21 protein-coding genes are annotated in these 21,102 nt (G+C 68.3%); 8 read left to right on the forward strand and 13 right to left on the reverse strand.

Annotated features, from left to right (window positions below; all coding sequences use genetic code 11):
- Positions 1-41: 41 nt before the first annotated feature.
- Positions 42-899 (reverse strand): alpha/beta fold hydrolase, encoded by an 858-nt coding sequence (locus tag ON23_RS11210; protein WP_051042406.1) that lies wholly within the window; start codon positions 897-899, stop codon positions 42-44.
- A gap of 210 nt (positions 900-1,109) precedes the next feature.
- Between ON23_RS11210 and ON23_RS11215 the strand changes: the two genes are divergently transcribed.
- From ON23_RS11215 to ON23_RS11225, 3 genes are all read left to right on the forward strand, one after another.
- Positions 1,110-1,832, forward strand: a complete 723-nt coding sequence (locus tag ON23_RS11215) for a TetR/AcrR family transcriptional regulator (protein ID WP_039778025.1) — start codon at positions 1,110-1,112, stop codon at positions 1,830-1,832.
- Between the two features lie 91 nt (positions 1,833-1,923).
- Positions 1,924-3,069, forward strand: coding sequence for an acyl-CoA dehydrogenase family protein (locus tag ON23_RS11220; protein WP_036501108.1), 1,146 nt, complete (start codon positions 1,924-1,926; stop codon positions 3,067-3,069).
- Positions 3,053-3,709 carry a TetR/AcrR family transcriptional regulator gene (locus ON23_RS11225; RefSeq protein WP_051042408.1) on the forward strand — a complete coding sequence of 219 codons (657 nt, stop codon included), beginning with the start codon at positions 3,053-3,055 and terminating at the stop codon, positions 3,707-3,709. Before ON23_RS11220 ends, ON23_RS11225 begins: the two co-directional genes overlap by 17 nt.
- 24 nt (positions 3,710-3,733) lie before the next feature.
- Here ON23_RS11225 and ON23_RS11230 read toward each other — a convergent pair whose 3' ends face one another.
- The 5 genes from ON23_RS11230 to ON23_RS40050 form a co-directional block, all read right to left on the reverse strand.
- Complete coding sequence (locus ON23_RS11230; protein ID WP_039778027.1) at positions 3,734-4,774, reverse strand: DNA polymerase domain-containing protein; 1,041 nt, start codon at positions 4,772-4,774, stop codon at positions 3,734-3,736.
- The gene (locus ON23_RS11235; protein ID WP_218001092.1) at positions 4,771-5,865 is read right to left on the reverse strand and encodes an ATP-dependent DNA ligase; all 1,095 of its coding nucleotides are present in this window, start codon (positions 5,863-5,865) and stop codon (positions 4,771-4,773) included. The genes ON23_RS11230 and ON23_RS11235 overlap by 4 nt, the downstream gene beginning before the upstream one ends.
- Before the next feature lie 128 nt (positions 5,866-5,993).
- Positions 5,994-6,377: a cold-shock protein gene (locus tag ON23_RS11240; RefSeq protein WP_039778028.1), complete on the reverse strand. Its 384-nt coding sequence runs from the start codon at positions 6,375-6,377 to the stop codon at positions 5,994-5,996.
- A 32-nt stretch (positions 6,378-6,409) separates the two neighbouring features.
- Entirely contained in the window at positions 6,410-7,516 is a 1,107-nt protein-coding gene (locus ON23_RS11245) for an SPFH domain-containing protein (RefSeq protein ID WP_036501112.1), read from the reverse strand.
- Between the two features lie 14 nt (positions 7,517-7,530).
- Positions 7,531-8,070, reverse strand: a complete 540-nt coding sequence (locus ON23_RS40050) for an NfeD C-terminal domain-containing protein (RefSeq protein WP_505767549.1) — start codon at positions 8,068-8,070, stop codon at positions 7,531-7,533.
- On the opposite strand from ON23_RS40050, the gene ON23_RS11255 reads away from it, so the two are divergent.
- From ON23_RS11255 to ON23_RS11265, 3 genes are all read left to right on the forward strand, one after another.
- Positions 7,964-9,505, forward strand: coding sequence for a DHA2 family efflux MFS transporter permease subunit (locus ON23_RS11255; protein WP_039778030.1), 1,542 nt, complete (start codon positions 7,964-7,966; stop codon positions 9,503-9,505). The genes ON23_RS40050 and ON23_RS11255 overlap by 107 nt on opposite strands.
- Before the next feature lie 297 nt (positions 9,506-9,802).
- Positions 9,803-10,183, forward strand: coding sequence for a hypothetical protein (locus tag ON23_RS11260; protein ID WP_039778031.1), 381 nt, complete (start codon positions 9,803-9,805; stop codon positions 10,181-10,183).
- Positions 10,180-10,767, forward strand: coding sequence for a hypothetical protein (locus tag ON23_RS11265; protein WP_039778032.1), 588 nt, complete (start codon positions 10,180-10,182; stop codon positions 10,765-10,767). The genes ON23_RS11260 and ON23_RS11265 overlap by 4 nt, the downstream gene beginning before the upstream one ends.
- Before the next feature lie 6 nt (positions 10,768-10,773).
- On the opposite strand, the gene ON23_RS11270 is transcribed toward ON23_RS11265, so the two are convergent.
- A complete protein-coding gene (locus tag ON23_RS11270; RefSeq protein WP_039778033.1) occupies positions 10,774-12,255 on the reverse strand; it encodes an MFS transporter in 1,482 nt (493 codons plus the stop codon).
- Positions 12,256-12,308: 53 nt separating this feature from the next.
- Here ON23_RS11270 and ON23_RS11275 point away from each other — a divergent pair, with 53 nt between their 5' ends.
- Positions 12,309-13,094: a TetR/AcrR family transcriptional regulator gene (locus ON23_RS11275; protein WP_083903845.1), complete on the forward strand. Its 786-nt coding sequence runs from the start codon at positions 12,309-12,311 to the stop codon at positions 13,092-13,094.
- Here ON23_RS11275 and ON23_RS11280 read toward each other — a convergent pair.
- The 3 genes from ON23_RS11280 to ON23_RS11290 form a co-directional block, all read right to left on the reverse strand.
- Positions 13,076-13,675 (reverse strand): dihydrofolate reductase family protein, encoded by a 600-nt coding sequence (locus ON23_RS11280; protein ID WP_039778034.1) that lies wholly within the window; start codon positions 13,673-13,675, stop codon positions 13,076-13,078. The genes ON23_RS11275 and ON23_RS11280 overlap by 19 nt on opposite strands.
- Positions 13,676-13,761: 86 nt before the next feature.
- A complete protein-coding gene (locus tag ON23_RS11285; protein ID WP_051042413.1) occupies positions 13,762-14,388 on the reverse strand; it encodes a TetR/AcrR family transcriptional regulator in 627 nt (208 codons plus the stop codon).
- 98 nt (positions 14,389-14,486) lie between these two features.
- On the reverse strand, positions 14,487-16,457 hold the full coding sequence (locus tag ON23_RS11290) for a Na+/H+ antiporter (protein WP_083903847.1): 1,971 nt from the start codon (positions 16,455-16,457) through the stop codon (positions 14,487-14,489).
- Positions 16,458-16,467: 10 nt separating this feature from the next.
- Here ON23_RS11290 and ON23_RS11295 point away from each other — a divergent pair, with 10 nt between their 5' ends.
- A complete protein-coding gene (locus ON23_RS11295; protein ID WP_039778035.1) occupies positions 16,468-17,901 on the forward strand; it encodes an FtsW/RodA/SpoVE family cell cycle protein in 1,434 nt (477 codons plus the stop codon).
- Between the two features lie 34 nt (positions 17,902-17,935).
- On the opposite strand, the gene ON23_RS11300 is transcribed toward ON23_RS11295, so the two are convergent.
- From ON23_RS11300 to ON23_RS11310, 3 genes are all read right to left on the reverse strand, one after another.
- On the reverse strand, positions 17,936-18,844 hold the full coding sequence (locus ON23_RS11300; protein ID WP_039778036.1) for an NAD(P)-dependent oxidoreductase: 909 nt from the start codon (positions 18,842-18,844) through the stop codon (positions 17,936-17,938).
- A gap of 98 nt (positions 18,845-18,942) precedes the next feature.
- Positions 18,943-20,271 carry a pyridoxal-phosphate dependent enzyme gene (locus ON23_RS11305; protein WP_039778037.1) on the reverse strand — a complete coding sequence of 443 codons (1,329 nt, stop codon included), beginning with the start codon at positions 20,269-20,271 and terminating at the stop codon, positions 18,943-18,945.
- Positions 20,271-21,102: decarboxylase (locus tag ON23_RS11310; protein WP_039778052.1), on the reverse strand; the 832-nt coding region annotated here is incomplete at its 5' end. The genes ON23_RS11305 and ON23_RS11310, both read right to left, overlap by 1 nt.

Here is a 21,102-nt window from a genome sequence, read left to right on the forward strand (position 1 = left end):
CCTATTGTCGCATCGCGGCTGCTGGGAGCTGCCGGGGCTCCTCAGCGGGGGGTGTAGTGGATGGGCCGGTGGTCGGTGTGCTGGTCGTCGATGAAGTTCGCGATGGCTTCCACGACCAGCAGCGGCTCGGTCAGCGGCAGCCAGGGGTCGGCGGGCAGTTCGCGCAGCCAGAGGCGGTCGACATCGCGGCGGATGTGTGCCCGCAGGCTGGGCAGGGCGGCGGTGTCGGCGCGGTCGAGGATGAGCTGGACCGGTACGGCGGTGTGTTGCGGGCGCGGGTGGCGCAGGTGGTGGGCGAGATTGGCGGAGACGATGCGGGCGCCGGCGAGCAGGTCGGTGGGCCAGGTGCCGGCCTGGGGGACGATCCGGGCGCGCAGGCGGGGCCAGTGCAGAAGGCGGCGGCCGAGGACCAGCCAGCTCAGGCGCGGCAACCGCCACCACGGGCTGCGGGGGCAGCGGAGATCACGCAGTGCGAGGGCCAGGTGGTCGAGGTGGGGTGCCGACAGGGCGGTGGCGGAGGCGATGCGGGTGTTGGCGCGCGGGTCGCCGAGGGCGTACCAGAGCTGGATCGCGCCCCAGCCGTGGCCGGCGAGGTGGGCGGGTGTGCGGGGGCTGACGGCGTCGAGGACGGCGAACAGGTCGTCGGCGAGGTGGGGCAGGCGGTAGCGGTGGGTGCGCGTGGGTGCGCTGGAGCGGCCGTGTCCGCGGACGTCGTAGGTGACTACGTGGAAACTGTCGGCGAGGCCGGTGGCGACCCGGTCCCAGATGCGGTGGGTGTCGGTGATGCCGGGGATGAGCACGATGGTGTCGGCCTCGGGACGGCCGTATTCGTAGACGGCGAGGTCGCCGCCGGGGGCGGTGACGGTGCGGTGGCGGGAGGGGGTGCGGGCTGGGTTCATCGGTCTACCTCGTGAGCGCGGGACGGAGCCGCTCGTACTGCCGGTACGGTCAACGGTACCGACAGTACGCGATCGGGTTTCCGTCAGCGTGTCCCGGTGGGAAATCTCCTATATGGCCTAAGTTTTCGCTGGAGACCGCGTCGGTCGTCGATTTCGTACCAGCGGTACGTTAGCCTGGACGGGACTGTTCGCTCGGCTGGGGAGGTGCCCATGGTGTCTCGGGTCGGCCGGCGAGCTGCCGCGCCTACGGTCACGCGGGAGGAGATCGTCGATGCGGCGATCCGCGTGATCGATCGGGACGGCCCGCAGCCGAGTATGGACGACATCGCCCGTGCGGCGGGGATGACGAAGCCGCGGCTGTATCGGCAATTCGCGGACAAGGCGGATCTGTACACCGAGATCGCCGATCGGATGTCGCGCGATGCGTTCGCCGCGGCGGGGCAGGACATGACGTTGCTGTTGCAGCCGCCGCGGCCCGCGCTGCGGCGGGTGTTCACCGCGTATGCCGCCGGAATTCTGGCCCATCCCAATGTCTTTCGCTTTCTGATGCAGGCGCCGGTGGTGCAGACGGCGCAGGCGAGCCGGTCGGGGGGTGAGGCGGTGGGGGCGGTGGTGCAGTTCGATCTGGGCCGCGATGCGGCGCGGCGGTTCGCGAAGCTGGCGCGGTCGATCGCGGAGGCGGTGCCGATCGAGACGGCGGGGCTGGACTATCTGGCGCGGGCGGTCGTCGGTGTGGTGGTGGCGACGACGGATCTGTGGCTGGAGGGTTCGGAGGCGCCGCGGCGGACCAGCGCGGATTTCGTGGGGGAACTGACCGAGTTGGTGTGGTCGCTGATCGATGGGTTTCTGCGGCGGCGGGGGATCGTGGCGGATCCGGAGGTGCCGATTTTCAGCACGCTGGCGGAGGTGAATACCGCGCGGGAGGCATACTGAACGGCGTTGTTGACATGCCGCCAATAGTGCGCCAGGCTGGTGCGCGGGGCCGGTGCGGTCCGGTCCTGGGTACGAGACGAAGGAAGTAACGATGGCGCGCGCCGCGTGGAGCGACGATGAGGTCGAGGCCGTCCGGGATCTGGCGAAGACCTTCTTCGAGAAGGAAGTCCTGCCGAACGAGGAGAAGTTCGTCGCGCAGGGGCATCCGGACCGCGAACTGTACAACCGGGCGGGTGAGCTGGGTCTGCTGTGCGCCGCGATTCCGTCCGAATACGGCGGCGGCGGTGGCACTTTCGCGCACGAGGCGGCGTTGATCGAGGCGCAGTCCTATGCCGGTGACGGCTCACTGGGTATGCCGGTACATTCGTCGATCATCGCGCCCTACATCCATCATTTCGGGACCGAGGACCTCAAGCGGCGGGTGCTGCCGAAGGCGGCCAGTGGTGAGATGGTGCTGTCGATCGGCATGACCGAGCCGGGGACGGGGTCGGATCTGCAGAACATCAAGACGCGCGCGGTGCGCGAGGGTGACGAGTACGTGATCACCGGGTCGAAGATCTTCATCTCCAACGGCTGGTTGTGCGACGGCATCATCATCGCGGCCAAGACCGATCCGACGAAGGGCGCGGCGGGTGTGTCGCTGATCTTCGCCGAGGTGAGCGACGAGACGCCCGGTTTCCGGCGCGGCCGGATCCTGAACAAGATCGGCGGCAAGGCGCAGGACACCGCGGAGCTGTTCTTCGACGGTTTGCGGGTGCCGGCGTCGAATCTGCTGGGTGAGGCCGAGGGGCAGGGCTTCTATCAGATGATGCAGCTGCTGGCGCAGGAGCGGCTGGTGACCGCGATCATGGCGGTGTCGATGATGGAGCGGGCGGTGGAGTTGACCGTCGAATACACCAAGGGGCGTGAGGCTTTCGGCAAGCCGCTGTTCGCGATGCAGAACACGAAGTTCGAGCTGGCCGAGTGTGCAACGATCGCGCGGGTGAGCCGGACGTTCCTCGACGATGCGATCGGCAAGCATCTGCGCGGTGAGCTGGACATTCCCACCGCTGCGATGTCGAAGTACTGGCTTACCGACCAGTTGGGTATTGTGGTGGACCGCTGTCTGCAACTGTTCGGTGGTTATGGATACATGACGGAGTACCCGATTTCCCAGCTGTACACCGGTGCGCGCGTGCTGCGCATCCTCGCCGGTTCCAACGAGGTGATGAAGGATCTCATTGCCCGCTCACTCTGACACCACGACCCAGCCGGTGCCGGCCGATGCCGATTCGGCTCGGCGGCGCCGGCTGGAGCCGGACGAACGGCGCGCCCAGATTCTGGCCTGCGCCATCGAGATGTTCGGCGAACGCCCCTATGCGGCGGTGTCGACCGCCGAGCTCGCGCAGCGCGCCGGGGTGGCGCGTGGGCTGATCAATCACTATTTCGGCAACAAGCGCGATCTGTATCTGGCGGTGGTGCGGCGGATGGTGACGTTGCCGCGCGCCGATTACATGGTGATGCCCACCGGTACGCCGCGGGAGCGGGTGGATGCGAGTGTGTCGTGGTTGCTGGACACGATCAGTGGGTTGGGCAGTACCTGGGTGAAGGTGACCGGGCACGAGGGGATCGGGGACGATCCGGAGGTGCAGCGCATCCTGGACGAGGCCGACGACGCGGCGGCCGACCGGTTGTTGCAGATGGTGGGGCTGTCCGGATCGGCGCGCGACGACGAGTTGCGAGCCCTGGTCCGTGCCTACAGCGGTATGGTGAAAACCGCTGGGCGCGAATGGATTACGCGTCGCAGCTTGAATCGTGAGCAGGTGCATCATCTGCTGGCGGATGTGTTGATGGCGTTGGTGGAGACCACGTTCCCGCGGATCGAACAGGCCCGCTGACGGCGCCCGTCGGGGTGTGAGTCCTCAGCCGGGGGTGCGGGCGCGGCTGGGTTGGACGCGCGGGGGCTCGTTGGGCATCTTCGGGTAGTTCGGTGGCCAGGGGGCGTCGAGCAGGCCGGAATCGAAGTCGCGGCGCGACATTTCGAGCAGTGGCTGGATCGATTGCGGGGTGCGGTCGGCCCAGGGGTCGCCGGATGTGGCGAGTCGTTCGGGGACCGTGGCGATGGTGAGTTCGTCGGGGACGATCGCATCGAGTGCGTCCCAGGCGATGGGGGTCGAGACCTGGGCGCCGACCTTGGGTCGTACACACCAGGCGCCGAAGACGGTCTTGTGTGGTGCGTTCTGGTTGTAGTCGATGAAGACGCGTTGTCCGCGTTCCTCTTTCCACCAGTTGGCGGTGATCAGGTCGGGGTGGCGGCGTTCGAGTTCGCGGGCCAGGGCGACCGCGGCGGCGCGGACCTGGTAGCCGTCCCAGACGGGTTCGAGGACGGCGTAGATGTGCAGGCCGCGGGATCCGGAGGTTTTGACGCGGACGTCGATGCCGAGTTCGGCCAGCAGTTCGCGGGTGAGGACGGCGACGTGGCGCAGGTCGTCGAAGCCGATGCCGGGGGAGGGGTCGAGGTCGATGCGCAGTTCGTCGCTGATGTCGAGGTCGCCGATCTCGCCTTCGGTGCGGGCCGGGACTCCGCCTGCGGGAACGTGATTGGGCCAGACGTGGAAGCCGAGGCAGCCGAGGTTGACCGCCCAGAGGATGTGGGCGAGGTCGGCGGCGACCAGGGCGTCGCTGGCGGTGCCGTTGGGTGTGGAGACCTGCACGGTCTGCAACCAGTCGGGGACCGATTTCGGGACGCGTTTCTGGAACCAGGATTTGCCGCCGGCGCCGTCGGGATAGCGTTCGAGCAGGACGGGACGGTTTCCGATGGTGCGCAGCAGAGGCTGGGCCACGGCCTGGTAGTAGCGGACGAGGTCGAGTTTGGTTTCGCCGCGTTTGCTGAAGTAGATCTTGCCGGGGTTGCTGATGCGGACGGTCACGTCGTCGGTGTCGATGTCGATGGCTTCGGTCACGGTTGGGCCTGCGCTTTCGCGGCGGTGAAGATGTCGGCGAGTTCGGCGGGCGCGACCTCTTCGAGTTGGGCGTAGGTGCACGATTGCGGGGTGCGGTCGTCGCGGAAGCGGACCAGGCGTCCGCCGTGGCGTAATCGCCCGGCCATGAGGTGCTCGTAGCGGACCTCGGCGACCAGTTCGGGCCGCAGTGGTTCCCAGGACAGGTCTTTGCCGCCGGTCCAGCGGCTGATGCCGCCGGGCATCTTGCCTTCGGCCTTGGCTTGGGCGGCGACGCCGGCCCAGGTGCGCCAGGGGTGGTTGTCGAGTGCGCCTTCGCGCAGCGGCGCCAGTTCGTCGACGAGTTGCCGGCGGCGGGCGGCGGTGAAGCTGCTGGCGACGCCGACGTGGTGCAGGTTGCCGTCCTCGTCGTAGAGGCCCAGCAGCAGGGAGCCGACGCCCTCGCCGTCCTTGTGCCAGCGGAAGCCGGCGACGACGCAGTCGGCGGTGCGTTCGTGTTTGACCTTGACCATGACGCGTTTGTCCTGCATGTAGGGCAGGTCGCGGGATTTGACCATCACGCCGTCGAAGCCGGCGCCCTCGAATCGGGTGAACCAGTCCTGGGCGGTGTCGGGGTCGGAGGTGATGGGAGTGAGGTGGATGCCCTCGTGCGGGGTGTCGAGGATCGATTCCAGCAGGTGCCGGCGTTCGTGGAAGGGCCGGGTGGTGAGGTCGTCGTCGCCGAGGGCGAGTAGATCGAAGGCGACGAAACTGGCGGGTGTCTCGACGCTGAGTTTGTTCACTCGGGAGGCCGCGGGGTGCAGGCGGTTCTGCAGAACGTCGAAATCGAGGCCGTGTTCGGTGACGACGACGATTTCACCGTCGAGGACGCACCGCGGGGGCAGCGCCGCGTCGAGCAGTCGCGCCACTTCCGGAAAATAGCGGGTGAGTGGCCGGTCGTTGCGGGAGCCGAGTTCGATATCGGTGCCGTCGCGAAAGACGATGCAGCGGAAGCCGTCCCATTTGGGCTCGTAGAGGAGCGTGTCCTCGCGGGGCAGGGCGCCGGCGGATTTGGCCAGCATCGGTTTCACCGGCGGCATGACGGGCAGGTCCACGCGATCCTCCTCGGGTCGGTCTCACCCATGCCGACGGTGCGGGCGGGAGAAATTCATCGCCCGCATCGTCGTCATGATCGTAGGCCGAGAGCCGCCGCCCGCGTTCGCGGGACATTCGCCCGTTCCGGTCAGTTCTCCAGCCAGCCGTGCTGGTCGGCGAATTCGGCGAGCCGGTCGCGGATGGTGATGATCTCGCCGGCGGTGAGGGCGGGGCTGGCGTCGAGCAGCAGTTCGGTGATCAGCCGTTTGTGTTCGGCGGCGGTGAGCTGGCCGGTGCCGCGGCCGCGGTGCCGTGGTGGCGCCGGTGCGCCGCCGACCGCGGTCAGGTTGACCGCCTTGGGTCCTCGATCACCCTCGGTGACCTCGAATTCGAATACTCGCCCCTGCCGCAGTTCGTCCTCGTCCAATCCGATGTCGTTCACATGAACGAATACGTCCGGCCCGCCGTCTTCGGGACGGATGAATCCGAACCCCCGAGAACTGTCGAAGGACACCAATTTCCCGATCGACACCTACACCTGCTCCTCATAGCCGTTCTGTGCGGTCACTCTATCGGTGCCCCGGAGTGGTTGTCGGTGGAAAGAGCCTTTTGCAGTGAGTTGAATACCGTCAATCCCTGCCCGACCATTCCGTTGACCAATTCCCCGACGCCGTCGGGTCCGTTGAGGACGGTCAGATTGGCGTTGGACAGGCCGAGCGCGGCCTGTTTGACGATTTCGGGCAGTTGCTCGATCAGCAACTGGTCCAACGCGATTCGGTTGTTGGAGGCGGCGGCCTCGGCCTGGATGCGGGTGCGGTCGGCTTCGGCCTGGGCGAGTACGCGCACGCGTTCGGCTTCGGCCTGGGCGGGTTTGACGACCTCGGCCTGCAGTTGCTGTTCGCGCAGTTGTGCTTCTTTGCGGGCGCGTTCGGCCTGGGCGGTGAGCACTTCCTGCAGGGCGATGGCTTCGGCGAGGGGACCGGCCTGGCCGGCCTCGGCTTTGGCCTTGTCGATGTCGCGCTGGTATTCGGCCTGCAGAATCGCTGTCTGCCGTTGATATTCGGCCTGTTTGCGCAGCGATTCCTGTTCGGCTTCGGCGGCGAGCTGGGCGGCGGCGGCCTGGGCGATCTGGGCGTCGCGCTGCACGGCGGCGTTGTGTGGCGCGGCGAGGGCGGCGATGTAGCCGAGTCCGCCGTCGTCGATGGACTGGATCTGGAACGAGTCGACCCACAGTCCGATGTTGCTCATCTCGACCTTGGAGGCGACCAGGACCTCGTCGGCGAGTTTCTGGCGTTCGCGGATGATCTCCTCGACGGTCATGGAACCGACGATGGAGCGTAGGTGGCCGGAGAAGATGCGCCCGGTCAGCACCGACATTTCGCGTTCCTGTTCGGACAGGAATCGCTGCGCGGCGTTGACCACCGACTGGGTGTCGTTGGCGACCTTGAAGGCGATGACCGCGCGCACGTCGAGCTGGATGGCCTGACGGGTGACGCAGCGTTCCTGGATCTCGGATTCGAACATCGCGAGCGACAGGTAGCTGACCTTGCGGAAGAACGGCATCACCCAGGCGCCGTGGCCGGTGATGACGCGGAAGGGGGCGTTGTCCTTGGCGCGGCCGCCGCTGATCAGCATGGCCTCGTCGGGATCGGGCACGTGATAGCCCAGCACTGGTGTCTCCCTTGTTATTTCGTTGTCTGCCCACCCGGTGCGAAGTCCAGCGGGATCCACTCGACGACATCGACGATCCGGCCCGGATGCACCGCGACCACGAGTACGGTGGTGCCGGCGTCCAAGGGTTCGGTGGATCGCGCGATGTACAGCTCGGTGCCCCCTCTGATCGCGACCAGGACCTCCCCGAGCATGCCTGCGCCCCGGATCGGCGATGTGAGCCTACCGGTCGAACCGAGTACCGGGTCTTCTATCGCGGGGAACTCCTTGCCGGACAACGAATGAACGGGATGGGAACCACTGTAGTGCGGGCGCGCGGGGTGGGGCGCGGGCCACAAGATAACGGCAGGAACGGACGAATCGGGCGCGAAAAGTGGGAGGTTTCGATATGGCCTCCCCTGGGAAGCGGGTCTGGTCAAGCGATCGGTCACCTGGCAGGCTGAAGCGGTGACCTCTCCTCCGGATATTCCTGCGGCGACGTCGGATCCCGCGTCCGACTCACTCGATGCCGCCGTGTTCAAGGTGGCCGGTGTGGTCGTGCTCGGCGCGATCATGTCGATCCTGGACGTGACCGTCGTGACCGTCGCACTGCCGACGTTCCAGCACGAATTCGACACCAGCTACGCCATCGCGGCCTGGACGATGACCGGCTACACCCTGGCCCTGGCCAGCGTGATCCCGTTGACGGGCTGGGCCGCCGACCGATTCGGCACCAAACGTCTCTACATCCTGGCCCTGACGTTCTTCATCCTCGGCTCGGTGCTGTGTTCCACGGCCTGGAACATCGAGTCGCTCATCGCATTCCGCGTCGTGCAGGGCCTCGGCGGCGGCATGCTGATGCCGCTGGGTATGACGATCATGACCCACGCGGCCGGACCGCAGCGGATAGGCCGCGTGATGGCCGTCCTCGGTGTGCCGATGCTGCTCGGCCCCATCCTGGGGCCGATTCTCGGCGGCTGGCTGATCGGCAGTTTCAGCTGGCACTGGATCTTCCTGATCAACCTGCCCGTCGGTGTGATCGCGTTGATCCTGGCGGTCGTGGTACTGCCCTCCGACCGGCCCGAACCCTCGGAATCGTTCGACTTCCTCGGGATGCTGCTCGCGTCACCGGGGTTGGCGCTGTTCCTGTTCGGGGTGTCCTCGATTCCCGAACAGCACACGGTGGCCTCGGCGCGGGTGCTGGTGCCGGCGGCGATCGGCCTGGTCTTGATGGTGGGTTTCGTCTTCCACGCGCTGCGCACCGAACATCCGCTGATCGATCTGCATCTGTTCCGCAATCGCCAGCTGACCTTCGCGGTGCTGACCGCGGTGTTCTTCGCGGTGGCGTTCTTCGGTTCCGGTCTGCTGCTGCCCAGCTATCTGCAGCAGGTGCAGGGTAAGTCGACGCTGGTGACCGGATTGCTCATCGCGCCACAGGGTTTGGGCGCGATGATCACCATGCCGATCGGCGGCAAACTGGTCGACAAGATCGGCCCCGGCAAGGTGGTGATGAGCGGTCTGGCCGTCATCGCGGTGAGCATGGTGTTCTTCACCCAGCTCTCGGCCGATACGTCGCTGCCGTTGATGTGTGTGGCGCTGTTCGTGATGGGTCTGGGCATGGGCTGCACGATGATGCCGACCATGACCGCCGCGATCCAGACGCTGACCCACGCGCAGGTGGCGCGCGGTTCGACCTTGATGAACATCGTCAATCAGGCGGCCGGTTCGATCGGTACCGCGATCATGTCGGTGCTGCTGACCAACATGCTGGAGAACCGTCCGCTGGCGCAGGCGGCGATCGGATCGCAGTTCGATCCGACCATCGCGCAGAAGCTGCCACCCGAACAGCTCGACGCCGGATTCGATCAGGCCGCCACCGCCTACGCGCACACCTACATCGTGGCCCTGGTGCTGGTTCTGGTGACGCTGATCCCGGCGGCGTTCCTGCCGCGCTCCAAACCGAAACTGCCCCAGGAAGGTATCGATGCGCCGGTGCTGATGGGGCACTGACCGCCGAGGGCCGAGCCCTCATCGATCCCGAGGGCCGAGCCCTCGCTCATCGACCGCGATCGTGCATCGACTGCACGGACGCACCGCATGCCGTCCGGGCGTGGCCGTCGGGTCCGCCCGGGCGGCATGCGGCATTCCGGCGCCCGGCACCCGAGGCCCCGCTCCGGTCGCTGCTTAATTGCTGCCAACGTTCCGGTGACAGTTGGATCACTTTGGATGAACCCGTGGCGATTCGAGTTGTACTTTTGAATTCCCAGTTCAAATGCACTGACGAGCGGGTGAACGAAAGGGGCGGTCATGCCGTTGCGCAAGAGTTTGCTGGGATCGCGAACCGGGTCGGTGCCTTCGAAAACCGTCACGACCGTTCGCGCATCACTGACCCCGGAAGCGTTGACCACCGGCGGCCTGCTGCTCACCGCCGCCGGGCTCGCCCTGCTCGGTCCCCTGCTCGCGGCGATGCTGATCCGGGCCAGTGGCGCGGGCCGCACCGACGCCGCGGCGACGACACCGCTGGTGCTGGCGATGCTCGCCGTGATCGTCGCTGTGGCGAGCGGTTTCGCCCTGTTCGTCTCGGCGTGGCGGCGGGCCCACACCCCGGCGCCCGGACGCGTGCACCGGGTCTCGCCGGTGCGGGCCGAATCGGTGCGCTCCGAACTCGACAGCGGCGGTGGGCTATGAGTATCGCCGATATCGAACGGGTGCGGCCCGAGCGGCTGCGGTGCCGGCAATTGCGGATGCTGGCCGTGGTCACCAACGAATCCGGTTGCCGCGACGCGACTCAGGTGCTGCTGGAACGGGCGTATCGCCGCTGGTCGGGTCGCCCGGACTGTGATCACTTCCCGCCCGTGCAGCGCTGGCGGGCGATCGAGCCGGGGTATCTGGACGGGGCGGAGTTGCTGCCGGGCTCGCTGATCGGCGCGGCGGCGGCAGGGCATCGTCCGCGTATTCGCGATCTGTCGCTCGGGGTGCAGGCCGCGCTCGTGCTGCATTCGGGATGTCCGGCGCACGTCGAGGAGACGGTGCTGCCGGGCGCGGGCCGCGGGGCGCTCGCGCAGGGGTCGCGGCGTGGTCTGTTCATCTCCGTCTACGGGCTGCCCGAGGACGATATGACACTGGCCGAAAGCGTGCTGGCCGGATATGCCGGGCTGGGCGCGCTGACGGTGGTGGAACGGTTTTCCCGGTGGCTCCCCGACAAGGCCTCGCATCCGACGGTATCGGTCCCCGCGCGCGCTGCGAGGACCGATCCGCGTGCCGTGGCGTGAACCGCCTCAGCTCGCCTGCGCCGGTTCGGGGTGCGGAGCCGGCTGTGGGGCGCGGTGGCGCAGCAGCACCAGGCCCAGCAGCGCGGCCGCGAGACTGAAACCGGCGCTGATCCACGCCCCGTAGGACATGGCGGTGGTGAACGCCGACTTCGCCGGTTCGCCGAAGCCGAGAGCGAACGCGTTGCCGATGTTCTCCCGCGCCGCGGCAGGGACGTCGGCCGGCATGTGCGAGGTGAACACGCCCGCGAGCACACTGCCCAGCACCGCGATGCTGACCGCCATACCCACCTGCTGGATCGTGTCGTTCATCGCCGAGCCGACACCGGCGTGCTCGAGCGGGATCGCGCTCATGATGGCGGCGTAGGCGGCGGGTCCGGCCAGGCCGCCTCCGACGCCCATCACCAGCATCGAGGTGAGCACCCACGCGTAGCTGTCGGCGTTGGCGAGGACGACGAACGCGCCGGCCATCACCGCCAAGCCCGCGACGATGAGGGTCTTGTTGCTCAGCTTCTTGCCCAGGGTGGCGCCCAGCCCGTTGCACACCGTCGCGGCCACGGCGTAGGGCAGCAGCGCCAGCCCGGCTTTCATCGGACCGTATCCGAGGACGAACTGCAGGTACTGGGTGAGCATCAGCATCACCGCGCCCATGCCGAACACCATCAGCAGCAGCGTCAGGCAGGTGCCGGTGAAGTCGCGATTGCGGAACACCGCCAGCGGCAGCATCGGATGCGGCGAGCGGTACTCCCAGTAGGTGAATCCGGCCGCGGCCACCACCGCGAGGGCGATGACGGGGATATTCCATTCGCGTTCGATGATCACGTAGACGGTCGCGGTGAGCGCCGCGATCGACAGCAGCACGCCGACGAGGTCGACCGGTCGTTGCTGTCCGTAGGTTTCGGGCATCAGCACCACCGCGGCGATGATGGCGCCGATCGCGACGGGGATGTTGAGCAGGAAGACCGACCCCCACCAGAAGTGCTGCAGCAGAAAGCCGCCCAGGGTGGGGCCGAGCACGATGCCGACCATCGATACCGTCGACCAGCCGGCCATCGCCTTGCGGCGTTCGTCCTCCTCGAAGGTCGTCATCAGGATCGACAGGGTCGAGGGCATGAGCAGCGATCCGCCCACCCCCATCGCGGCGCGGGCGGCGATCACCTGCCACGGTTCGCTGGCCAGCACCGCCAGCAGTGACGCCGCGCCGAACACCGCGAGTCCGGTGATGAGCATGCGGCGGCGGCCGAACCGGTCGGACAGGCTGCCGGCGGTGAGCAGGAGTCCGGCGAAGACCAGGACGTAGGCGTCGAGGATCCACTGAATGTCGGAGGGGCTCGCGCCCAGTTCCCGGATCAGTGACGGAATGGCCAGGTTGAGGACGGTGCCGTCGATCATCAGCACCAGCAGGGACAGGCAGAGCACACCCAGGATCCACCAGCGGCGGGGATCGCGCGAGGGCGTCTCGGCGGGATCTCGTACAGTGTTCGATTCCACTCGAGCAGCGTACGATAAACTCGAACAGTGTGCGAGGCAATTACAGTGGTGCCGTGACCAAACCGTTCAGCTCGGTGTGGACGCGGCAGGCCCGTCCGCCCAGGAGGTCGGGGCTGACCCGCGATCAGATCGTGGCGGCCACTGTGGAACTGCTCGACGCCGACGGCCTCGACGCGCTGAGCATGCGCAAACTCGGCGCGCGCCTCAACGCCGGCGCGACCAGCCTCTACTGGTACGTGGCCAACAAGGACGAGCTCCTGGAATTGGCGCTCGACGAGGTGTGGGGGCTGGTCGAGACACCCGATCCCGACCATGCGAACTGGCGGGAGGTGTTCACCACCTTCGCCTACAGCCTGCGCGCCACCATCCGATCGCATCCGTGGGCGGCGAGCCTGCTGGGACAGCTGCCCAGCGTCGGCCCGCACGCCTTCGCGCTCACCGACCGGTTGCGCCGCACCTGCCTGCGGGCCGGATTCGCCGGCACCGACGTCTACCTTGCCACCGCCCTGGTGATGAGTTTCATTCTGGGACAGGTGATTCCGGAACTGACCTACCGCAAGGCCGTCGGCGGCGAAGTCGACCACCAATCGGTGCTCGCCTCGATGGACCAGCTGGCCGCGGACTATCCGCAACTGCGCGCCGATTACCGCGACGCGCTACCGCAGGATCCGGAGGTGGCGCGGGCGCTGGCGTTCGACTTCGGGCTGGTCTGCGTCCTGGACGGGATGGCCGCGCGCCTGGGTGAGCCGCCCACGGCCGATCTGGGCCGCCCCGGTGCGGCACCGCAGGAGGAGCCGGAGGCGCCGCCGCGGCCCGGAATTCAGCGGCGCACCCGGTAACGCAGGTGAGTGACCCGGCTGCCCGCCAGGACAACCGGATCCTCCAGCAGATGCGGTGCGGCGCCGAGATGATCGAACATCGGTGTGCCGCCGCCGAGCAGCACCGGCACCAGATCGATCCAGATCTCGTCGAGCAGCCCGGCCTCGAGCGCCTGGCGGGCCATCGTGCCACCGTTGACGCCCACCGCCCGGTCGCCGGCGATCACGGCCGCGCGCTCGATCGCGGCCTCGATCCCGTCGGTGACGAAGGTGAACGGCGCCCCGGGATGCGAGTCGATCCACTGCTGCGGAATGCGGTGGGTGACAACGACTATCGGCCGGTCGAACGGGTGGATCCCACCCCAGCCGTCGGTGAGGTCGAACAGCCGGCGCCCGACCACGAACACACCCACCGCGTCGAGATAGGCCGCGACATGGTCGTGGTCGGCCTCGGTCATCGAGAACCGTACCTCCGGATGGGTACTCGGGTAGGCGCGGTCACCGGCCTCGTACCAGGCGAACAGATGCTCGAATCCGGATTCCTCCGGCCCGGCGATATATCCGTCGAGCGACATACTCGCCCCGCACACCACTGTCGCCATCTCGTCGCTCCTTCGACTCTCCTGCACGGACATTCACGGAGACAGACGAGGGCCGCGGCCGGAATTCATCGGCGCGGGGCCGCAACTCAGTCGCGATACATCGACCGGTACGCCCCGATCACCGCGACCAGATGGTCCACCACCTGATCGCGGTCGGCGCGCAGCGAGCCGTTGAGCCAGGCCGCGAACAGTCCGGCATTGCCCGAGGCCATGGTGACCGCCGCCATCCGCCGCCGCATCGGATCGTCGATATCGGTGAACAGATGATCCTGGATCAGCCGGGTGAACGTCGGCATCACCGCGATCGTGGTCTGGCCCAAACCGGTGCTCGAATACGGTTCGACCAGAAACAGCCGCGATTTGCGGGGATCGGCGAGCACCTTGTCGACCAGCACCCTGGCCAGTTCGCGGTCGCGGTCGGGATCGGCGGCCGCGGCGAAGGAGGTCATCGGTTCCCGGAAGTCGTCGGCGACCTGCCGGTAGAGCACGTCCAGCAGATCGTCGCGGCCGGTGAAACTTTCGTAGAAGTAGCGGTCGGTGAGCCCCGCGCGCCGGCACACCGCGCGCATGGTCACCGCGCCCGCCCCGGCCTCACCGATCAGGTCCAACGCGGCCTCCAGCAACGCGGTCCGGCGCGCCTCGCGGCGCTCGGTGAGCGTGGTACCACCCCAGATGCGGGTGTCGTTGTCGGCGGAGTCCTGACCTGTTCGCACGGTCCCGAGCCTAACGGTTCAGAGCCCGGAGGCGGCAGCGCAGCGTTACCACGCAGGGCTCACCGTTGGGCTCGATCGACACAGCCTGACGGGTGGGTTCAGCCCAGGATTTCGTCGACATAACACCAGCGCCATTTCTCGCCGGGCTCCACACTGCGCATCACCGGATGCGTCGAGGCGTGGAAGTGCTTGGTGGCGTGGTTGCCGACCGAGGAATCGCAGCAGGCGATATGCCCGCAGGTCAGGCACATGCGCAGATGCACCCACGTCAACCCCTCGGCGACGCATTCGGAACAGCAGTCGGGATGGTCGGGAGTGTGGGTGTGCGGCGCGGCGACGAGGTGTTCGCAGCCGCCGGAGACCGGGGCGGCCAGGGGTGCGGCGGCCTCGTCGTCGTCGGCCGCGCTGATCCGGTCGATCGTGGACTCCTCCAGATCGATCGCGGTCATCACCTGTTCGAGGACTTCGTGGTCGATCCCGCCGCCGTCGCGGGCGCGCAGCACCGCCTCGCGTTCGGCATGCAGCATCACCAGCCGCAGCCGCCGGTATTCGCCGCTGGGCGTGACACGCACCGATTCCGCGCGCCCGAGCTGTTCCCACGCCGCGTGGCTGCGCCGCGCCACCCGGTCGCGCAGGCTCGCCACCACCTCCGGCGGGGTTTCGGGGGCGACCGCCTCGTCGAGGGCCTCGAGCCCGGCGGTGGTGGCCTGCTGCAGCAGCGCGGCCTCCTGCAGCGCGTCCTCGGCGCGGCTGGGACCGCGCAGTTGCAGCACCCGCACCAGCGCCGGCAGCGAAATACCCTGCAGCAGAAGCGTTCCGCCGACCACGACGAGGGCCAGCAGTTTCAGCGTCGCCAGCTGCGGGGTGTCGCCGGGCAGCAGGGTGGCCGCGGCGAGGGTGACCACGCCGCGCATCCCGGCCCACGACACCACCGCCGGCCCGGTCCAGGTGGGCTTGGGTTTGCCACGGGGGCGGCTTTCGACGAACCAGGAGAAGTAGGTGGCGGGAAAAACCCAGATCGGTCGCACCACGATGACGGTGACCAGCACGGCGAAGGCGGTGAACACGATGGTGGCGTGGTCGAGTCCGCTGTTCCAGGCGTCGTCGACGATATGGCGGACCTGCAGGCCGATCAGCAGGAATACCGCGCTCTCCAACAGGAATTGGATGGTGCGCCAATTGGTGCGCTCGGCCACGCGCGAGGCCGCCGACTGCCACACCGGGGCGCCCTGGCCGAGGATCAGCCCGCACACCACCACCGCGATCACGCCGGAGGCGTGGGCGGCCTCGGCGGGCAGATACGCCGCGAACGGCGCCAGCAACGACACGCCGGTGTCGAGCACCGGATCGGTGATGCGACGGCGCACCAGCACCAGCACCACGGCCGCGGCGATGCCGATGACCGCGCCACCGGCGGCCGCGTAGACGAAGTCGCCGCCGGCCTGCCACACACTGAAACTGCCCGCCATCGCGGCGATCGCGGTGCGCAACGCGACCAGCGCGGTGGCGTCGTTGAACAGCGATTCGCCCTCGAGCAGGGTGACGATGCGCCGCGGCATTCCGACCCGGCGAGCCACCGCGATCGCGGCCACCGCGTCCGGCGGGGCGACGATCGCGCCGAGTGCGACCGCGGCCGCGAACGGCACCGGCAGCAGCCGCCACACCACGGCGGCGACCGCGAAGGTGGTGGCCAGCACGAGGCCGACCGACAGCAGGGTGATCGAGACCTTCTTCGGTTTGAATTCCAGCAGCGAGGTGCTGATCGAGGCCGTGTACAGCAGCGGCGGCAGCAGACCCAGCAGCACCCACTCCGGATCGATGTCGATCTGCGGGACGAACGGCAGGTAGGAGGCGACGACTCCGGCGACGGTGAGCAGTAGTGGTTCGGCCATGCCGACACGGCGGGCCAGCGCCGCCAGCGCGACCGCCACGGCGAGCACGGCCACAACTCCGAACGCGATATGCACCCGCTCATCGTGCCAGTTGAGCCTGGTAGTTCGCGCATCCGGGCACCGCGGCCGGTACGGGCGCGGCACGGCCGGGCGGCGCGCGGCCGCGACGATCCGCATACTGGACACGATGAATGCGCTGCGGACCGGGATGTCGTCGGGACCGATCGTGCGCGGTCGGCCGCGGCGTACGGAATTGATGTTGTGTACCGCGGCGGTGGTCGTGGTGGGTATCGCGGCGTGGATCATGTCCTCGGCCGCCGGAGGCGACGACGGCCGATCCCTGCAGTGGTCGTTGCTGGTGTTCGCGGCGCTGACGCTGCTGGCGCATCTGGCGGTGCGGCAGTTCGCCGCGCACGCCGATCCGGTGATCCTGCCGTGCGTGGTGCTGCTCAACGGGCTGGGGCTGGTGCTGATCGATCGGCTCGACCGGGCCGAGGCCGCGAGCGCCGCCGCCAAGGGGGTGGCCGCGCCGTCGTCGGATGCCGCGCACCAATTGATCTGGACCGCAGCGGGTATCGCGCTGTTCGCGCTGGTGCTGGTGGTGGTGCGCAACCACACACAGCCGGCCCGCTACGCCTACACGTGCGGGCTGGCCGGTGTGGTGGCGTTGCTGATCCCGGCGGTGCTGCCGGCGCGCTTCAGCGAGGTCAACGGCGGCAAGAGCTGGATCCTGTTCTCCGGGTTCTCGATTCAGCCCGGCGAATTCGCCAAGGTGCTGCTGCTGATCTTCGTGGCGGCGTTCCTGGTCGCCAACCGGGACCTGTTCGGCGCGGCCGGGCGGCGGGTGCTGGGTTTCACGGTGCCGCGGCTGCGCGATCTGGGGCCGCTGCTGGTGGTGACGTTCGTGTCGGTGCTGGTGCTGGTGTACGAGAAGAATCTCGGTTTCTCACTGCTGGTGTTCGGCACGGTGCTGGCGATGGTGTACATCGCGACCGGGCGGGCGTCGTGGCTGCTGATCGGGGTGGCGATGTTCGCGGTCGGCGCCGTGGTCGCCTACCACCTGTTCGCGCACGTGCGGGTGCGGGTGCGGGTCTGGGAGGATCCGATGGCCACCTACTACACCAACGGCTATCAGATCGCGCAGGGATTGTTCGGGCTCGGAACCGGCGGACTGTGGGGGACCGGGCTGGGGGCGGGCCGGCCGCAGGAGGTGCCGTTCGCCAAAACCGACTTCATCATCTCCACCATCGGCGAGGAATTGGGGTTGTTCGGGCTGACGGCGGTGATCCTGCTGTTCGGGGTGATCACCGTGCGCGGTTTCTCGGCGGCCCTGGCCACCCGTGACGCGTTCGGGAAACTGCTCGGCGGCGGGCTCGCGTTCTCGGTGGGATGGCAGCTGTTCGTGGTGATCGGCGGGGTGACCAAACTGATTCCGCTGACCGGTCTGACCACGCCGTTCATGTCCTACGGCGGCTCGTCGCTGCTGGCCAACTATGTGATCGTGGCACTGCTGATCCGCATCTCCCACGACGCCCGCACCCAGGCCGCGCCGGCCGCACCGCCACCGGCGCCGATCGCCGAGGCCATGACCGAACACATCCGCCGGCCCCGCCCGCGATGAAATCCGGTGCGTGGCAACGACTCACGACATCCGATCACCGAGCGCTCACCAGGTTGTCCGGTATCCGGCCGGTGAGGAACCGTTCGATCTGGGCGGCGGCCACCGCGTAGGCGCGGCTCGTGCTGTGGCTGCCGGTGCCCGCGACATGCGGGGTGAGGAACAGCCCCGGCGCACCCCACAGCGGATGATCCGGCGGCAGCGGTTCGGGATCGGTGACATCGAGCGCGGCGCGCAGCCGTTGCGAAGACAGTTCGGCGACAAGGGCTTCGGTGTCGACCACCGGCCCGGCCGAGACGTTCACCAGAATGGCGCCGTCGGGCATGCGGGCCAGCATCCTCGCGTCGGCCAGCCGGCGGGTGCGTGCGGTCTCCGGCACCGCGAGCACCACGATGTCGTGGTGGGGCAGCAGTGCCGGGAGCTCGCCGACCGGCCGCACTCCCGCCCGCGCGGTTCTCGCCACGAGCGTCACCGAGGTCCGGAACGGCGTCAGCGCGCGGGTCAGGGCGTGGGCGAGATCGCCGGCGCCGACGATGAGCACCCTCTTGCCGTACAGGGTGTCGGTCAGGCGGGTGGTCCAGCGGCGTTCCTGCCGGGCACGGGCGAACACCGCGAAGTCGCGGTACAACGCGATCAGCGCGCCCAGAACCCATTCGGCCACGCCGTCGCCGTGTGCGCCCCGCGCATGCGACAGCAGCACTCCCTCGGGCAGTGCGCCCACCCAGCCCTCGGCGGTCGAGGTGAGCAGTTGCACCAGACCCAGTTCCGGAAGCCGGTGGGCGAGCGCGACCGTGCCGGCGCCGGCCGGCAAATCGGGAATCAGCACCCGCGCCGCCTCGGCGCCGGGTGGCAGCACACCGTGGCGATAGTGCACGGCGGACACACCGTCGAGATGCGCCAGGGCCGACACCCCGATCTCGTGTGGTACCAGTACCGTCACCGCCATACCGAACCACGGTAGCCGTGCGCACCGGCCCCTTCGCGCGGGTGCGGGGGCGATGGCGGTGGGAAGGCGGCGTGCGGGCAGTGTCCGGACGCCGATGCTCAGATCGGCGGTGGCGCCGCGCTTTCCAGGTCGAACCCGGCGTCGCGCCAGGCGACGATGCCGCCCGCCAGGCTTGCCGCATCGTAGCCCGCGCGGGCGGCCGCTGCGGCGAAGCGGCGCGACAGATCACCCACCGGGCAGACGAAAACCAGTGGGCGCGAGCGGGAGAACGGCACACCGTGGGCGAACATGTCGTCGAGCTGGTCGTCGCGAATGTTGATCGCGCCCGGGATGTGCCCGATCCGGTAGGCCATCGCACCGCGGGTGTCGACGATCGTCGGGCGGGCGGTGGCGTCGAGTTCGCGCAACTCGCCCGGTGACAGTTCGCGCACGGAGTCCAGTTCCGCGTCGGTGGGTGCGGGCACCGCGGAACCCGTGCGGCCGAACAGGTCCGGGCGCCGCTTCTTGATGTAGGACAGATACGGTTCGATGCGGTCGCACACGATCAGCACCGCCACGATCGGAGCCGGACGCGGCGGCAGGTCGGCCAACACCTCGAGCGCGGCGGCGTATCCGGCGCCGCTGGTGGGGCCGGCGAGAATGCCGTAGCCGGTGGCCAATTCGAGGGTGGCCTCGATCGCCCGGGCCGCGTCGATCGTCACGATCCGGTCGTAGAACTCCGGCTGGAACAACCCCACATCCCACATCTCGGTCTCCGACCGGATACCGGGAATGAAGTCGCCGCGCTGCGAGACCACCGCGACCGTGCGCAGCTCGGGATGATGTTTGCGCAGATAGGTGGCGGTGCCGCGGGTGGATCCGGTGGTGCCGAGTCCGCCGATCAGGTAGTCGGCGCCCACGCCGGCGGCGGCCAGGTCCTCGTGGATCTCGCGTCCGGTGCCGTGGTAGTGGGCGTCGATGTTCTTCTCGTTGGTGTACTGCGACGGATGATGGTAGGCGCCGGGGTTTTTCGCCATGGTCGTCTCGATCACCGAGTACACGTCGTTGGGGGTGGTCGGATCCGGGCACTCCGACAGCCCCGGCAACTCCTCGATCCGCGTGCCGAACAACTGCAGCAGATCGCGCACCTCGTCGACCTTGATCCGGTTGGTCACCGCGTGCAGGCCCACACCGTGGCGGGCGCCCAGCAGCCGCAGCGCCTTGGCGGTGTTGCCGCTGGAGGCCTCGATGAGGGTCTGCCCGCGGGCGGTGATCTCGTCGAGCTCGTCGCGGATCATGCCCCAGGCGACGCGGTCCTTCACCGAACCGAACGGGTTGTAGAACTCGAGCTTGGCATACAGTTCCACCCCGGGCAGCCGGTGCACGGCCGGATCCAGCCGCAGCAGCGGCGTATCGCCGATCAGGTCGGTGATGTCGTCGTAGCGCATCACAGCCCCCCGGGACGGTGGTCGGCGTCGGGCACCACATGGAAATCGTCGTCACGGTAGGTGACGGCCAGTTTCGGTGGCAGTGGATGCATCGATGCGCGCGCGGCCGACAGATCCATGTGATAGGCGCCGGTATTCGGGAAAACCAGCAGATCACCGGGCTGCGGCAGGCGCGGCAACCACACCTTGTGATTGCTGATCAGATCGCGCTCCAGGCACAGATGCCCGCCGATGTACACCCCGGCCGGACCGCCGGGATCCTCGGCGGCGCGGTCCGCGGATTCGGGTCCGGGCAGCAGTAGCGGATCCACCATCACCTCCTGATCGGCGGGCGTGATCGAGTCACGCCCGATGTCGACGGTCACCACGATGCTGCCGTCGGCCGTGCGCTTGACGAATTCCACACCCGCCACGGTGATTCCGGCATGATCGGCCAGCGCCTTACCCGGCTCGCACCACAGTTCCAGCAGGTTGTCGGCGAGTACCCGCGCCAGCGGTTGCCCGCCGTGCGCGGGCAGGGGGGCGGCGAGCAGGTCGTCGAGCATCCGCGGCCCCGACATCGTGTTGGCGTATTTGTGGAAGACCGGGATGCCGTGGGCGCCGGTGTCGTCGACGGTATAGCCGAAGGTGTTGCCCGCCCAGCTCATCGGTTCACCGCGTCCGACCATCGATTCCCGCAGTGCCAGCGTGTAGTGGTCGAAGCGGTCGGCGTCGGCGGTGAACACCTGCCGGAACCCGCCCCCGATGTCGAGCACCGTGGGCGCGAGGCCATGAGCGTAGGCGCGTTCGATCCAGTCCAGGCACGCCTCCACCGCGCGCACCCGTTCGCCG

Source organism: Nocardia cerradoensis NBRC 101014, assembly GCF_000308535.1.
Lineage (GTDB): Bacteria > Actinomycetota > Actinomycetes > Mycobacteriales > Mycobacteriaceae > Nocardia > Nocardia cerradoensis.

Excerpts from the sequence above, each read along its gene's own strand:
- ON23_RS11260 (WP_039778031.1), top strand. The coding sequence starts at position 9,803 with ATGCCGTTGCGCAAGAGTTTGCTGGGATCGCGAACCGGGTCGGTGCCT.
- ON23_RS11280 (WP_039778034.1), bottom strand. The coding sequence starts at position 13,675 with ATGGCGACAGTGGTGTGCGGGGCGAGTATGTCGCTCGACGGATATATC.
- ON23_RS40050 (WP_505767549.1), bottom strand. The coding sequence starts at position 8,070 with ATGATCGCGCCGAGCACGACCACACCGGCCACCTTGAACACGGCGGCA.
- ON23_RS11220 (WP_036501108.1), top strand. The coding sequence starts at position 1,924 with ATGGCGCGCGCCGCGTGGAGCGACGATGAGGTCGAGGCCGTCCGGGAT.
- ON23_RS11210 (WP_051042406.1), bottom strand. The coding sequence starts at position 899 with ATGAACCCAGCCCGCACCCCCTCCCGCCACCGCACCGTCACCGCCCCC.
- ON23_RS11265 (WP_039778032.1), top strand. The coding sequence starts at position 10,180 with ATGAGTATCGCCGATATCGAACGGGTGCGGCCCGAGCGGCTGCGGTGC.
- ON23_RS11290 (WP_083903847.1), bottom strand. The coding sequence starts at position 16,457 with ATGCGGATCGTCGCGGCCGCGCGCCGCCCGGCCGTGCCGCGCCCGTAC.
- ON23_RS11300 (WP_039778036.1), bottom strand. The coding sequence starts at position 18,844 with ATGGCGGTGACGGTACTGGTACCACACGAGATCGGGGTGTCGGCCCTG.
- ON23_RS11215 (WP_039778025.1), top strand. The coding sequence starts at position 1,110 with ATGGTGTCTCGGGTCGGCCGGCGAGCTGCCGCGCCTACGGTCACGCGG.
- ON23_RS11295 (WP_039778035.1), top strand. The coding sequence starts at position 16,468 with ATGAATGCGCTGCGGACCGGGATGTCGTCGGGACCGATCGTGCGCGGT.
- ON23_RS11305 (WP_039778037.1), bottom strand. The coding sequence starts at position 20,271 with ATGCGCTACGACGACATCACCGACCTGATCGGCGATACGCCGCTGCTG.